At 73.0% G+C, this 13,930-nt stretch carries 10 protein-coding genes; 1 reads left to right on the plus strand and 9 read right to left on the minus strand.

Annotated features, from left to right (window positions below; all coding sequences use genetic code 11):
- Positions 1 to 64: 64 nt before the first annotated feature.
- Genes ACIBF7_RS23665 through ACIBF7_RS23680 form a run of 4 tightly spaced genes read right to left on the minus strand, consistent with a single transcriptional unit; the run spans position 65 to position 7,582 of the window.
- Positions 65 to 3,730 (minus strand): 2Fe-2S iron-sulfur cluster-binding protein, encoded by a 3,666-nt coding sequence (locus ACIBF7_RS23665; protein WP_397198168.1) that lies wholly within the window; start codon positions 3,728 to 3,730, stop codon positions 65 to 67.
- Positions 3,727 to 3,975 carry a sarcosine oxidase subunit delta gene (locus ACIBF7_RS23670; protein WP_397198169.1) on the minus strand — a complete coding sequence of 83 codons (249 nt, stop codon included), beginning with the start codon at positions 3,973 to 3,975 and terminating at the stop codon, positions 3,727 to 3,729. The genes ACIBF7_RS23665 and ACIBF7_RS23670 overlap by 4 nt, the downstream gene beginning before the upstream one ends.
- On the minus strand, positions 3,975 to 5,177 hold the full coding sequence (locus ACIBF7_RS23675) for a sarcosine oxidase subunit beta family protein (RefSeq protein ID WP_397198170.1): 1,203 nt from the start codon (positions 5,175 to 5,177) through the stop codon (positions 3,975 to 3,977). The genes ACIBF7_RS23670 and ACIBF7_RS23675 overlap by 1 nt, the downstream gene beginning before the upstream one ends.
- Complete coding sequence (locus ACIBF7_RS23680) at positions 5,174 to 7,582, minus strand: FAD-dependent oxidoreductase (protein WP_397198171.1); 2,409 nt, start codon at positions 7,580 to 7,582, stop codon at positions 5,174 to 5,176. The genes ACIBF7_RS23675 and ACIBF7_RS23680 overlap by 4 nt, the downstream gene beginning before the upstream one ends.
- A gap of 130 nt (positions 7,583 to 7,712) precedes the next feature.
- Here ACIBF7_RS23680 and ACIBF7_RS23685 point away from each other — a divergent pair, with 130 nt between their 5' ends.
- Positions 7,713 to 8,318 (plus strand): TetR/AcrR family transcriptional regulator, encoded by a 606-nt coding sequence (locus ACIBF7_RS23685; RefSeq protein ID WP_364228261.1) that lies wholly within the window; start codon positions 7,713 to 7,715, stop codon positions 8,316 to 8,318.
- 8 nt (positions 8,319 to 8,326) lie between these two features.
- Here ACIBF7_RS23685 and ACIBF7_RS23690 read toward each other — a convergent pair whose 3' ends face one another.
- The 5 genes from ACIBF7_RS23690 to miaA are packed head-to-tail and all read right to left on the minus strand — an operon-like array spanning position 8,327 to position 13,908.
- Positions 8,327 to 9,085, minus strand: a complete 759-nt coding sequence (locus ACIBF7_RS23690; protein ID WP_148033529.1) for an SDR family NAD(P)-dependent oxidoreductase — start codon at positions 9,083 to 9,085, stop codon at positions 8,327 to 8,329.
- A 2-nt stretch (positions 9,086 to 9,087) separates the two neighbouring features.
- Entirely contained in the window at positions 9,088 to 11,364 is a 2,277-nt protein-coding gene (locus ACIBF7_RS23695) for a tetratricopeptide repeat protein (RefSeq protein ID WP_148033530.1), read from the minus strand.
- Positions 11,365 to 11,383: 19 nt separating this feature from the next.
- On the minus strand, positions 11,384 to 12,139 hold the full coding sequence (locus ACIBF7_RS23700; protein WP_246639585.1) for a hypothetical protein: 756 nt from the start codon (positions 12,137 to 12,139) through the stop codon (positions 11,384 to 11,386).
- Between the two features lie 50 nt (positions 12,140 to 12,189).
- Entirely contained in the window at positions 12,190 to 12,996 is an 807-nt protein-coding gene (gene dapF / locus ACIBF7_RS23705; protein WP_148033531.1) for a diaminopimelate epimerase, read from the minus strand.
- 18 nt (positions 12,997 to 13,014) lie between these two features.
- Complete coding sequence (miaA, locus tag ACIBF7_RS23710) at positions 13,015 to 13,908, minus strand: tRNA (adenosine(37)-N6)-dimethylallyltransferase MiaA (protein ID WP_397198172.1); 894 nt, start codon at positions 13,906 to 13,908, stop codon at positions 13,015 to 13,017.
- Positions 13,909 to 13,930 lie beyond the last annotated feature (22 nt).

The following is a 13,930-nucleotide window of genomic DNA, read 5'->3' on the forward strand; positions in this document are numbered from 1 at the left end:
CACTGCGACTCCCAGACTCGGCTACCGATCGTCTAGGTATATCAATTTCCTCTTTGCCCGCGCTTTACCCCTCCAAGGCATCAATCAGCCACTCTCCGAGATAGCTCGCGTACGAGGAGCGAACGAAAATCCGGTACGAGTCGCCGTACCTCTGGAGGATCACCGGCGCCTTGCCGAGGACCGTCTGCGCGTGGCCGGTGAACACCCCCGGGTGCAGGTCGATCGGGCAACCGGTGATCAGGACGTCCAGCGCCCCCGGGCCGCTGAGCTCGACGACCGTCCGCTGACCCGAGACGTCCACCCACCCCGCCCCCGGCTCACCCTCCCCGACCACCAACCACCACTCCGGCCCCAACCGCATGCCCGTCCCCGGATCCTCCCCCCGCACCTCCCACATCGGCACGAACGGCATCTCCCGCACGCGCACCCGCCCACCACCCACCGCCGCGAACCGCTCCTTGAACCCCGCAGCCGGACTCTCCGCCCACATCCGCAAACCCCCACCCAAAGCCACCCCCTCACCCGACCTGCCGGTGCCCCCGGACGACACCATCCCTTGAGATGAGGAGGGAGTGACCTCCGACGACACCACCCCTCGCGGTGAGGAGGGGCCGACCTCGGATGGCACCACCCCTCCAGACGAGCCGGAGGTGACCTTGGACGGCACCGTCCCTTGAGGTGTGGTGGGGGTGACCTCGGACGGCACCGTCCCTTGAGGTGTGGTGGGGCTGACCTCGAACGACACCCCCCCGCCAGGCGAGCCGGAGGTGAGCTCGGACGGCACCGCCCCTTGAGGTGGGGCGGGGGTGACCTCGGACGACACCCTCCCTTGAGGTGAGGCGGGGGTGACCTCGGACGGCACCGACCCTTGAGGTGGGGAGGGAGTGGCCTCCGACGACACCACCCCTCCAGACGAGCCGGGAGTGACCTCGGACGACACCCTCCCTCCAGGTGAGGAGGGAGGGACCTCGGACGACACCACCCCCTGAGGTGAGGCGGGGGTGATCTCGGACGGGGGCATTGCTTGGGGCGGGGGGTTCTGGGGGGTGGGGTTGCCGTCGCGGCGGAGGTTGTCGGGGTCGTAGAAGATCGGGGAGACCACCCGCACGGGGGTCGCCGTGTCGCCCGAGATGGCCGTCAGCCGGTCGCCGGGCGAGACGTTCCTGGCGAGCGCGAGGCTGATGGCGCGGCCGAGCGGGACGCTCGGGTAGCTGGAGGTGACGTGTCCGAGCATGACTCCGTCGGCGACGAGCTGGGCGCCCTCCTCCACGAACGCCGACGGATCCTCCGTCAGTAGGCCCACCAGCCGCTTGCGGTCCGTCCGGGAGGTGTCCGGCCGCGTGTGGGAGCGCTTGCCGACGAAGTCCGGCTTGCGCCCGGACACGATCCACGACATGCCGAGGTCCTGCGGGGTGACCGTGCCGTCGGTGTCCTGGCCGACGATCGCGAACCCCTTCTCGGCCCGCAGCACGTGCATGGTCTCGGTCCCGTACGGAACGGCGCCGAGGTCCAGCACCGCCTCCCAGAGCGCCCGCCCGTGGTGCCAGGGCACGTTCACCTCGTACGCGAGCTCACCCGAGAAGCTGATCCTGAAGACCCGGCCGGGCACGCCGAGCACGGCGGCGTCGGTGTAGCGCATGAACGCCAGGCCGACCGCCTCGGGGGCGACGGCGGCGATGACCGTCCCGGCCAGAGGGCCGGCCACGGCTACGGTGGCCCAGTGGTCCGTCACCGAGGTGAACCGCACGTCCAGGGACGGCCACTCGGTCTGGTGCCACTCCTCCAGCCAGTCGAGCACGGCGGCGGCGTTGCCGGTGGTGGTGGTCATCAGGTAGTGGTGCTCGCCCAGCCGGGTGGTGGTGCCGTCGTCGAACACCATGCCGTCGGCGGTGCACATCAGCCCGTAGCGGCAGGCGCCGACGGCGAGCGTGGAGTACATGTTGGTGTAGATCCGGTCCAGGAACGCGCCCGCGTCCGCGCCCCGGATGTCGATCTTGCCCAGGGTGGAGGCGTCCATCGCGGCCACGGCGGTGCGGGCGGCCTCGCACTCGCGCCGCACGGCCTCGCGCATGGTCTCGCCGCCGAGCGGGAAGTACCAGGGCCGCTTCCACTGGCCGACGTCCTCGAACACCGCTCCCCTGGCGACGTGCGCGCGGTGCATGGCGGTGGTCCTGGCGGGGTCGGACAGCGGTCCCCGGTCGCGTCCGGCCAGGGTGGCGAACGACACGGGCGTGTACGGGGGGCGGAACGTGGTGACGCCGACCTGGCCGGGGGCGGCGCCGAGCAGCTCGGACAGCACGCCGACGACCAGGGCGCCGGAGGTCTTGCCCTGGTCGGCGCCGGTGCTCGCGGTGGTGAACCGTTTGACGTGCTCGACCGAGCGCATCCCGGCCCCGGTGGCCCTGGCCACGTCGGCGACGGTGACGTCCCGCTGGAGGTCCACGAACGCCGTGGGGTCGGGATCCAGCTCACCCCAGTACGCGGCGGGCGGCCGTAGAGCCTCCTCGTCCGAAACCGGCACCCTGAACCCGGCGGCGACAGGGCCGTGAGCCTCGGCGCCCGCCCGGTAGCCGTCCTCGATGGCCTGCGCTGTGCCGTACAGCCCGCGGCAGGCGCCCGCGGGGCTCACGGCCTGCGCGGGCTCGCCGGGCACGAACGCGCGCAGGGTCTCGTCGAACCGCAGCCTGCCCTGCGACTGGCTGAACAGGTGCACGGCCGGGTTCCAGCCGCCCGCCACGGCCAGCAGGTCGGCCTCCACGCGCCGGTCGCCGATCAGGACGGCCGCGAGCGTCCCGTCGTCCCCGGCAACGGTGCCGGTGACGCGCCCTGCCAGGGCGCCGGAGAGACCCTCCGGGCGGGGGTCCACGACGGCGGCGATCTCCACCCCGGCCGCCGCCAGATCGCGGGCGGCCTCGTACCCGGAGTCCGCGCACGCGTACACGACCGCGCGGGCGCCGGGACGTACCCCGTACCGGTTGGCGTACGTGCGCGCGGCGGCGGCGAGCATGACGCCGGGCAGGTCGTTGCCGGGGAACGGCAGGGACCGCTCGTGCGCGCCGGTGGCCAGCACGACGCGGCCCGCGCGGAAGTGCCACAGCCGCTCGCCGCGCGGGCGGCGCTCGACGGCGACCACGTAGCCGTGGTCGTAGAAGCCGGTCGCGGTGGTCCTGGTGAGGACCCGCACCTCGGGCAGCGCGGCCAGGCGCGACTCGGCGGCGGCCACCCAGCCGAGCGCGGGCGCGCCGTCGAGCAGGACGCGGCTGCCCAGCAGGTCGCCGCCGAGCCTCGGCTGGTCGTCGACCAGGATGACCCGCAGGCCGGACTCCCCGGCGGCGAGCGCGGCGGCCAGCCCGGCGGGGCCGCCGCCCACGACGAGCACCTCGCAGTGCAGGTAGCCCTTGTCGTGGCGGCGATCGTCCACGGCGCCGGGGTCGAGCCGGCCCTTGCCGCGCAGGCTCCACGCCTCCAGGCCCGCGTGCAGCTCGACCGTGGTGGCGGCCAGCATCGGGTCGGCGCCGACCCGTACCAGCGCGTTCGGCTCCTCCGGCCCGGCGGTGAAGATCCCGCGCGGCCGGCCCAGGTTCACGCTGTGCCCGGCCACGCGCACGCCCGAGGCCAGCAGCGCGGAGGCGAGCGTGTCGCCGGGGTGGCCGTGCATCTGCCGTCCGTCGAAGCGGAAGGGCAGCGTGACGGAGCGGTCGATCAGACCGCCGGACGGCAGACGGCTCATGGCGCCTTCCGGATCTCGTGGGTGACGGTGTGCCGTTCGACGGTGAACCAGGTGCGGCAGCCGAGCCCGTGGAACCAGCGCTCGCGGAACCAGCCCCTGGGGTTGTCGCGCATGAACACGTACTCGGCCCACTCGGCGTCGGACAGCTCGCCGGGCGCCTCGGGGTAGGCGATCCCGGCCTGACCGCCGTAGTGGAACTCGTTCTCGTCGCGGGGCCCGCAGAACGGGCAGTCGAGGAGCATCATCAGTGCGCCACCGCCGCCGCGCCGTGCTCGTCGATGAGCGCCCCGCTGGTGAACCGGTCGAGCGCGAACGGCCCGGCCAGCGGATGGGGTTCGCCCTCGGCGATCGTGTGCGCGTAGACCCAGCCGGAGCCCGGCGTGGCCTTGAAGCCGCCGGTCCCCCAGCCCGCGTTGACGTACAGGCCGTCGACCGGGGTGCGGCCGATGATCGGGGAGGCGTCCGGCGACACGTCCACGATGCCCGCCCAGGTGCGCAGCACCCGCGCCCTGGCGAAGATCGGGAACAGCTCCAGCGCCGCCGCCATCTGCGCCTCGACGACGTGGAAGGCGCCGCGCTGGCCGTAGGAGTTGTACGCGTCGATGCCCGCGCCCATCACCAGCTCCCCCTTGTGCGCCTGGCTGACGTACACGTGCACGGCGTTCGACATGACCACGCAGTCGAGCACCGGCTCCAGCAGCTCCGACACCAGCGCCTGCAGCGGGTGCGACTGCAGCGGCAGCCGGATCCCGGCCCTGGCCGCGAGCACGGAGGTGTGCCCGGCGGCGGCGAGCGCGACCTTCCCGGCGGCGATCCGGCCGCGCGTGGTCTCGACGGCCAGCACCCGGCCGCGCTCGATCGCGAAGCCGGTCACCTCGCAGCCCTGGATGAGGTCGATGCCGTACGCGTCGGCCCGGCGGGCCAGCGCCCAGGCCACGTGGTCGTGCTTGGCGATGCCGCCGCGCCGCTGGAGCGTGCCGCCCAGGACGGGGTAGCGGGCCCGGCTCGACACGTTGACGATCGGGCAGAACTTCCCGACCTCGTCGGCGTCGAGCCATTCGGCGTCCACGCCGTTGAGCCGGTTGGCGTTCACCCGCCGCCTGGCCTCGCGCACGTCGCCGAGGTTGTGCGCGAGGTTGAGCACGCCGCGCTGGCTGAACTGCAGGTCGTAGTCGAGCTCGTCGCTCAGCCCCTCCCACAGCTTCAGCGAGTGCTCGTAGATGGCGGCGCTCTCGTCCCACAGGTAGTTGGAGCGGATGATCGTGGTGTTGCGCGCCATGTTGCCGCCCGCGAGCCAGCCCTTCTCCAGGACGGCCACGTTCGTGATGCCGTGGTTGCGCGCCAGGTAGTAGGCGGTGGCCAGGCCGTGGCCGCCGCCGCCGACGATGACGACGTCGTAGGCGGGTTTCGGATCGGGGTCGCGCCAGAGGAAGTCGGGATGGGTCACCGTCGGATCTTCTCCATCTTCGGGTCGAACAACGGCTCGGCGGCGACCTCGGCGGGCACGCGCCGGCCGAAGTACGTGACGTCCACCTGGGTGCCGGGCTCGGCCAGCTCGGCGGGCAGCCAGGCGTAGGCGATCGGCGCCCGTATCGTGTGGCCGTGCGCGGCGCTGGTGACGTACCCGACGGTGCGGCCCTGGTGCCTGACCGGCTCCTTGCCCATGACGACCTCGGCGGTCAGCAGCGGCACCAGCTTGCGGGTGACGTCCGTGGACAGCGCGTCGCGGCCGACGAAGTCCTTGCCGGTCTTGACCGCGAACCCCAGCCCCGCCTCGTACGGGTCGTGCTCGGGTGTCATGTCGACCCCCCACAGCCGGTAGCCCTTCTCCAGGCGGAGGCTGTTGAACGCGGCCCGGCCGCCGGCGACCGGCAGGCCGGTCGCCCACAGCGTGTCCCACAGCTTGAGCCCGAGGTCGGCGGTGGTGTAGAGCTCCCAGCCCAGCTCGCCCACGTACGAGACGCGCATCGCGGTCACCGGCACGTGGCCGACGTAACCGGTCTTGCAGGTGAAGTAGCGGAAGCCCTCGTGGGACATGTCCAGGTCGGTGAGCGGCTGCACCAGCTCCCTGGCGCGCGGCCCCCACACGCCGACGCAGCAGGTGCCGGGCGTGATGTCGCGCACGTACACGCCGCCGGGCGCGTGTCGGGTGATCCAGTCGAGGTCCAGGTTGCCGTTGGCGCCGATCTGGAACCGGTCCTCCTCGATCCTGGCCACGGTGAGGTCGGAGCGGATGCCGCCGCCGGTGTCCAGCAGGAGCGTGTACGTGACCGAGCCGGGCTTCTTGTCCACGTCGTTGGTGGTCAGCCGCTGCAGGAACGCCGCCGCCTTCGGGCCGCCGACCTCGATCCGCTTGAGCGGGGTCATGTCGTAGAGCGCGACGCTCTCGCGGGTGACGTGCGACTCGGCCGCGGCGATCGGCGACCAGTAGCGGCCCGCCCACGCGTCCCGGCGGCCGAGGAACGCCTCGTCGCCGGGGAGGTCGTCCAGCAGCGGCCGGTTGGCCTCGAACCAGTGCGGCCGCTCCCAGCCCGCGCCCTCCAGGAAGAAGCCGCCCAGCTCGCGCTGCCGGATGTGGAACGGGCTGGTGCGCATCGGCCGCGGCGACTCCATCGGCTGCAGCGGGTGGATGACGTCGTACACCTCGATGAAGTTCCGCGCGCCGCGCTCGGCGACGAAGGCCGGGGAGAGCTGGACCGGCTCGAACCGGCTCAGCTCGCACTCGTGCAGGTCGGTCGCGGACACGCCGTCCACCAGCAGCTCGGCCACCGCCCTGGCGACCCCGGCCGAGTGCGTCACCCAGACGGCCTCGGCCAGCCAGAACCCCTCCAGGTGCGGCGCCTCGCCGATCAGCGGGAAGCCGTCGGGGGTGAACGAGAAGACGCCGTTGATGCCGTCCTCGTACGTGGTCCCGGCCAGCGTCGGCAGCAGCTCGCACGCGTCCCGCCAGGCGGGGTCGAAGTCCTCTTCGGTGAACGCCTGCACCGACGGCATCGTGGTGCCCTTGGGGCCGATCTCGTGCTGGGCGACGGGCATCGGGCGGTGGGCGTACGAGCCGACGCCGACGCGGTCGCCGTGGTGCCGGAAGTAGAGGTCGCGGTCCTGGTGGCGGAGGATCGGCCCGATTCCCGGGCTGTCGGCCAGCGGGCCCGATCTGGCGTACTGGTGGGCCAGCGGCTGGAGCGGCACGGTCAGCCCGGCCAGCTCGCCGATCGACGGCCCCCAGAACCCGGCCGCGCACACCACCACGTCCGCCTCGATGACCCGGTGCTCGGCGACCCCGTGCTCGTCGTCGGACTCGACAGCCACGCCGGTGACCCGGCCGCCGTGCTGCTCGACGCCCACCACCGTGTGCCCGCCCAGGAACCGCGCGCCGCGCTCCGACGCCCGCCGCGCCTGCGTCTCGCAGCAGCGGACGGCGACGGCCAGCCCGTCGGACGGCACGTGGAAGCCGCCGAGCACCTTGCCCGGGTCGAGCAGCGGCCACAGCTCGGCGCAGGCGGCGGGGTCGACCAGGCGGCTCTCCACGCCCCAGGACTCGGCCCAGCCGTGCTTGCGGTGCAGGTCCTGCCAGCGTTCCTCGGTGGTCGCCACCTCCAGGCCGCCGACCTGCTCGAAACAGCCCAGCTCGGTGTACTTGCGCACGGTGTACGAGGCGAACTCGGTCATGGTCTTGGACGGGTTCGTCTGGAAGACCAGGCCCGGCGCGTGGGAGCTGGAGCCGCCGGTGGCGGGGAGCGGCCCCCGGTCGACGACCGTGACGTCGGTCCATCCGCGTGCGGTCAGCTCGTCGGCCAGGGCACAGCCCACGATGCCGGCTCCTATGATCACCAATCGAGGCCGGCTCGTCATGCACCCTCCGGTTGTTCCTTAATACGCAACACGTACCGGACTACGCAACGAACATAAAGCCCAGCGATCGGCAGGACAAGAGCGTCTCTCAGCAGAGACGGACCGTCTCGTCTCCTGCTAGGATCGGCCCGTGCAGCGCAGAACCACACCTGACACGGGCCGCCGCAGCGAGGCCTCCCGCCGCGCCATCCTCGACGCCGCCTTCGCGCTGGCCGGCGAGGTCGGCTACGCCAAGCTCAGCATCGAGGGCATCGCCGCCCGCGCGGGCGTCGGCAAGCAGACGATCTACCGCTGGTGGCCGTCCAAGGGCGCGGTGCTCTTCGACGCCGTGCTGAGCCTGACCGAGGGGCGGGAGGGCGCGGAGGGCATGGCGCTGCCCGACACCGGCGACCTGGAGGCCGACCTCAAGCTGGTGCTGCGCGCCACCGTCGACGAGTTCGCCGACCCGGCCTACGACCGGCCGCTGCGCGCGCTCTCCATCGAGATCACGAACGACCCCGCGCTGGCCGCCCTCTACGCCGAGCGCCTGGAGAGGCCGATGAACGAGCTGAAGAAGGCCCGCCTGCGCGCCGCCCAGGAGGCCGGGCAACTGCCCGCGGATCTCGACCTGGACGTGGCGGTCGACCTGATCTGGAGCCCGCTGCTGAGCCGCTGGCTGCACCGCTCCGGCCCGCTCACCCACGCCTACGCCGACGCCGTGGTCGAGACGGCGCTGCGCGGCCTCTACGCGCGCTGACCGGCGCGTCAGGTGATGAGCACGCCGCCGTCGACCGGCAGCGCGACGCCGGTGATGTAGGAGGCCGCGTCGCTCGCCAGGAACACCGCCGCCGCCACGAGCTCGGCCGGGTCGCCCGCCCGGCCCATCGGCACCCGCTGCTCCAGGACCCGCTCCAGATAGCCGGGCGGATACTGATCGGTCATCTCGGAGGCGAAGAACCCCGGCACCAGGCAGTTGACCCGGATGCCGCGCCGCCCGGTCCACTGCTGCGCGAGGTCTCTGGTGAGGCCCTCCACGCCCGCCTTGGACGCGCTGTAGGCGGCCTGCGGGAGCCCGGCGGTGGTGCCGCCGAGCACGCTGCCGATGTTGACCACCGACGAGCCGGGCCGCATCACCCGCGCGCACGCCTGCGCCATCCAGTAGGTGCCGAGCAGGTTGACGTCGATCACCTGCCGGAACTCCTCCGGCGTCTCGCGCAGCGCGGGCACGGCGGTGCCGACCCCGGCGTTGTTGATCAGCACGTCGACCGCGCCGAACTCGGCCATCGCGGCCTCGGCCAGCGCGCCGCAGTCTTCGGCCCTGGCCACGTCGGTGGCCACGGCCAGGCACCGGCGACCGGTCTCCTCGACCAGCCGCCGCGTCTCGCCCAGCCGGTCAGCGCGGCGAGCGCCGATCACGACGTCGGCCCCGGCCTCGGCGAACCCTCTGGCGAAGGCCACGCCGAGCCCCGAGGACGCGCCGGTGACGATGGCGACCTTGCCGTCGAGCCCGAAACGCCGCAGCATGACTAGAGTCCGTACTCCTTGACGATGCGCTCGTGCCGCTCGACCTCGACGTCGACCTCGCGGGCCAGGTCGAGCCAGGCCAGCGGGTGGGACCAGCGCTCCGTGGCGTCGTCGAGCAGGGCGTCGACCTCGACCGGCGAGACGCCGGGCGGCACCGCCACCCAGCCGAACACACCGGGGAGCTGCTCGCCGCTCGTCGGGTGGTTGACCTGGTAGTTCTCGTCGCTGTAGACCCACATGGGCCAGCCGCGCTCGGCCATGACCTCGGTGAACTCGGCCCAGTCGCTCTCGCTCGGCGCGGCGCCGTCGAAGAAGTAGCTCGTGTAGCCGCCCGGCCGCAGGATGCTCACCGCCGCGAACGGCGGCACGAAGTTCTGCTGCTCCTCGGGGTCTTCGGGGAGCGGCTCCAGCAGCTGCGGGTCGAACACCACAAGGTCGCCGGCGTTGTAGTCCATGCCGCGCGGCTGCGGCAGCGCCAGCCGGGCGGTGGCGGGGCCGGTGCGGATGGACAGCACCTGGCGGCGGCCGCCGTCGGGCGCGGGGAGGATGACCCGGATCAGGCCCATCTCCTCCTCGATCGGCCCTTCGGTGGACTTGATCGGCATGCCGATCCTGGCGGCGCCCTTGCGGACGGCCGCCCAGTCCTCGGCCGCCGTGGCCATGACGATCATGCGCCAGACGTCCTCGTCGGCGAGCTCGTCGAGCACCTCCAGCAGCGCCTTGGCGCCCTTGACGTTGTCGTCGAGCTGCTGGGCGGCGGTGGCGACGATGCGGCGGGCGTCGACCCCGGCGCCGGCGGCGACGGCGTGCTCGGCGTTGTCGAGGGCCTCAGGCCAGCGCTCGCGGGCGGTGTGGAGGCGGGCCAGCGCGAGGTGCTTGGCGGCGTGCGGCAGCATGCCGGCCAGCTGCTCAAGGCGCTCGTCCTGGCGGGCCTCGATGAGGAGCGTGGTGAGGTAGCCGATGTCGTCGGGCTCGGCCGTGGCGATGTCGCCGGAGTCGACGAGCATCTTCCAGTAGATGTCGGCGCCGGACGCGGGGTAGCCGAGGAAGCCGAGGGTGGTGGTGTGGCGGCGGGTGGCCTCGAGGTCCTCGCCGGACAGCGGGGCGAGCCAGCCGATCCAGCGCTCGGGGTCGGCGTTGTAACCGTCGGCGGCGTCGAAGTAGGCGACGCGCTCCTCCAGCGGGCCGGGCGCCTCGGGCTCGGCGGTGGCGTCGGCGGCGGCGCGCAGCGCGGCGACGCGCTCGGCCACGCCGGCGTCGGCGCGCAGCTCGGCGGCGGCGGACTCGGCCAGGTCGGCCAGCGCCCTGGCCTGCCAGACGCCCTGCCGGGCGACGGCCAGGTCGCCCGCCACGAGGGCGAGCTCGACGCGGGGGCGGTAGCCGCCCATCATGCCGAAGTAGTCGATCCACTGGCGCAGCACGCGGCCGAGCTGCCAGGTGTTGGTGATCTGGGCGGAGCCGGAGAGCTTGTAGACCGCCTGCGCCCACTCGACGAACACTCGCGGGTGCTCGCCCACCACGTCGAGGTCGGGCAGCGCGTCGACGGCCTCGGCGAGGCGGTCGAGCTGCGCCAGGACGAGCGCGCGGCGCACGCCGTCGCGGTGGTCCTTGGCGACCGGGTCGTCGGCCTGGAAGCCGGCGGCGGCCTGCAGCGCGGTGAGCGCGTCCTCGGCGCGGCCCGCGGCGAGGAGCGCGCGGGCGCTCTCGGCGCCGAGCTCCCAGCTCGCCTCGCGGCCGGCGGCACGCAGCCGCTCGACGGCGGACTCGATGTAGGTGACGGCCTCCCCGGCGCGGCCGGCGTCGACGAGCGCGGCGGCGTACTGGGTCACCAGGCCGGAGAAGGCGGGCCCGGCGGGGTCGGCGCCCTCGATGGCCGGGGCCAGCAGCTCCAGCCGCCGGTCGGCGTAGCCGGGGCCGTCGGTGTTGGCCCACGCCACGGCGAGCGCCTCGACGGCCGCCGGGGTGGCCGGGCAGTCGCGGACGTCTTCGCGCTGGGCGAACGCGAGCAGCTGCTCGGCGTCCTCGATCGCGACCGCGCCCTGGACGCGGTCGCCGATGCGGCCGACGAGGTGCCAGTAGCGGGAGTAGAACTCCAGCCAGGGCTGCCCCAGGGCCTCCGCCTGCTGAGCGATGGCCGGGGCCATCACGTCGAGCTGCGGATATCGCCCTTCGTAGGCCTGCGCGGGCAGGTCTCCCAGAGCCATGGCGAGGCCCACGTTGCCCGCCTCGGAAAGCTGCTGCTGGGTTTCGCCGACCCACGCCCAGATGTCCACGTCCATGGGCAGTCAGTCTGCCAGGTCAACGAGCGTCCCCCAAACGCAGAAGCGCGATGAGCTCGTCCGATTCGTCGTCGTTTAGCACGGAAAATACCGGTGCCATCAGGTCGTCGGTGGCATCCTCGGCGGCGGCCCGGCGTGCGACGACGTCAGGTCCGGGGGTCGGATAGGGCTCCGGCCACTGGAAGAACTGGGCGATCATCTCGCCGCTCCGGTGGCCGAACGGCGTCGCGTCGTGGTCGGCGGCCAGCGTGGCCTCCAGAGGGCTCAGCCCGGCCGCGAGCACCGCGTTGGCGTGCAGCCCGCCCCGCAGCTCGCGGACCACGTGCATGAGCTGGACGGCCCGTGCGGGCGGATCGCCGGCGAGCGGCACGGCCCGCCACCCGGCGAACAGCGGCGCCCCGACCGGTGAGGCCGCCTCGACGACCTTCTCCAGCAGCTCGGCGATCCTGGCGCAGCCGTCGTAGCCGCCGAGCTTGCGCCGCCCCCAGTCCTGGCAGGCCCCGGCGGCCAGCTCGACGGCCTGGTCCACGGGCATCTTGCGGCCGCCCTCCCAGCTCTGCCTGACGTGCTCGGGCGGGAAGAAGACGGCCACCGAGGTGACCACGTCGGCCTCGCACTCGCCGAGCACCCCGCAGCGGCCGCGGAAGTAGAACTCGCGAGGCCCCAGGCCGTGCTCGTCGCAGACGGCCTTGGCCTCGCGGGAGATCATGAAGCCGCCGCCGTACTGCCCGATGGGCGCCTTGACCTGGACGGCTGTGGTGCGCGGGTCTGCCATCTCCACCCCTCTCGGTTCGGGAAACAGACTCAGCATCCCCTAGGAGAACATCATTCTGCAAGCATCAGCTCGCCGGAGGCCACGATGACCGCCGGGCCCCGCAGATAGCTGGTCTCCTCGTCGAGCACCACGGTGAGCGTGCCGCCCGTCACCTCGATCGTCCACGTGCCGGTGGTCTCGCCGGACAGCGCGGCGGCCGCGACCGCGGTGGCGACCGCGCCGGTGCCGCAGGAACGGGTCTCGCCGGAGCCCCGCTCGAAGACCCGCATCACCGCGCGGCTGGGGCCGACCGCGTTGAACAACTCGATGTTGACGCCGGCCGGGAACACCGCGGGGTCGAAGGTGGGCTGGTGGGTGAGGTCGAGCTGGACGACCGGGTCGCCGATCGAGCAGGCGAGGTGCGGGTTGCCCACGTCGACGTGGACGCCCTCGTACTCGTGGCCGCCCACCGTGGTGACGCTGGAGCCCAGCACGGCGGGCTTGCCCATCTCGACGGTGATCTCTCCGTCGGGCTCCACCCGGACCAGGCGGGTGCCGCCCCGGGTCGCGATGGCGAACTCGCCCGGACCCTCCAGCCCCGCGTCGACCAGGTAGCGGGCGAAGACCCGGCTGCCGTTGCCGCACATCTCGGCCATGCCGCCGTCGGCGTTGCGATAGTCCATGAACCACTCGGCCTGCTGCCCCGCCACCTCGGGAACCTGCTTGGTGCGCACCACGCGGAGCACGCCGTCGGCCCCGACGCCGGCCCGCCTGTCGCAGATGCGGGCCACGAGTGTGGCGGGCAGGTCGAGCTCGCCATCGGGATCGGGAAGGATGACGAAGTCGTTCTCGGTGCCGTGCCCCTTGAGAAAGCGCATTACCCGATTTTATCCGGACTACTGTCCGGCTATCAGCGCCAGGGACCGGTCGAGCAGGCCGGGATCGTCGTACGGGAGCCAGCGCACCCGCGGATCGCGCCGGAACCACGACTCCTGCCGCCTCGCGAACCGCCGCGTCGCCCGCACCGTCTCGGCGAACGCCTCCTCCTCGCTCCACTCCCCTTCCAGGTAGCGGATCACCTGGGCGTAGCCGAGCGCCCGGCCGGCCGTGCGGCCCTCCGCCAGGCCCCGCCCGAGCAGCTCGCGCACCTCGCCGACCAGCCCCGCCGCCCACATCCGCCCGACCCTGGTCTCGATCCGCTCGTCGAGCACCGGCCTGGGCACCTCCAGCCCGATCTGCACGCTGGGGTAGATGGCCTCGTAGGACGGCATGGTGGCGGAGAACGGCCGGCCGGAGTGCTCGATCACCTCCAGCGCCCGCACGATGCGCCGGCCGTTGCTCGGCAGGATCGCGGCGGCGGCGGCCGGGTCGAGCTCGCACAGCCGCGCGTACAGCGGCCCGGCGCCGCGCTCGGCCAGCTCGGCCTCCAGGCGGGCCCTGATCTCCGGGTCGGTGCCGGGGAACTCCAGGTCGTCGATGGCCGCGCGCACGTAGAGCCCGCTGCCGCCCACCAGCACCGGCACGGCGATGGCCTCGATCAGCGGCCTGACCAGCTTCTGGTACTCGGCCACGCTGGCCGTGACCGTCACGTCCCAGACGTCGAGCAGGTGGTGGGGCACGCCGCGCCGCTCGGCCTCGGTGAGCTTGGCGGTGCCGATGTCCATGCCGCGGTAGAGCTGCATGGAGTCGGCGTTGACGCACTCCCCGCCCAGCCGCAGCGCGAGATCGACGGCGAGATCTGACTTACCGGCCGCGGTGGGCCCCACGACGGCGATGACTGGGTGACGCACGCCTACCAGTGTGGCCTGCCCA

This window comes from Nonomuraea sp. NPDC050478 (assembly GCF_044458265.1).
GTDB lineage: Bacteria > Actinomycetota > Actinomycetes > Streptosporangiales > Streptosporangiaceae > Nonomuraea > Nonomuraea ferruginea.

Bases quoted from the DNA above. Each gene is read 5' to 3' on its own strand.
- ACIBF7_RS23665 (WP_397198168.1), bottom strand. From the start codon at position 3,730: ATGAGCCGTCTGCCGTCCGGCGGTCTGATCGACCGCTCCGTCACGCTG.
- ACIBF7_RS23670 (WP_397198169.1), bottom strand. From the start codon at position 3,975: ATGATGCTCCTCGACTGCCCGTTCTGCGGGCCCCGCGACGAGAACGAG.
- ACIBF7_RS23680 (WP_397198171.1), bottom strand. From the start codon at position 7,582: ATGACGAGCCGGCCTCGATTGGTGATCATAGGAGCCGGCATCGTGGGC.
- ACIBF7_RS23690 (WP_148033529.1), bottom strand. From the start codon at position 9,085: ATGCTGCGGCGTTTCGGGCTCGACGGCAAGGTCGCCATCGTCACCGGC.
- ACIBF7_RS23695 (WP_148033530.1), bottom strand. From the start codon at position 11,364: ATGGACGTGGACATCTGGGCGTGGGTCGGCGAAACCCAGCAGCAGCTT.
- ACIBF7_RS23700 (WP_246639585.1), bottom strand. From the start codon at position 12,139: ATGGCAGACCCGCGCACCACAGCCGTCCAGGTCAAGGCGCCCATCGGG.
- dapF (WP_148033531.1), bottom strand. From the start codon at position 12,996: ATGCGCTTTCTCAAGGGGCACGGCACCGAGAACGACTTCGTCATCCTT.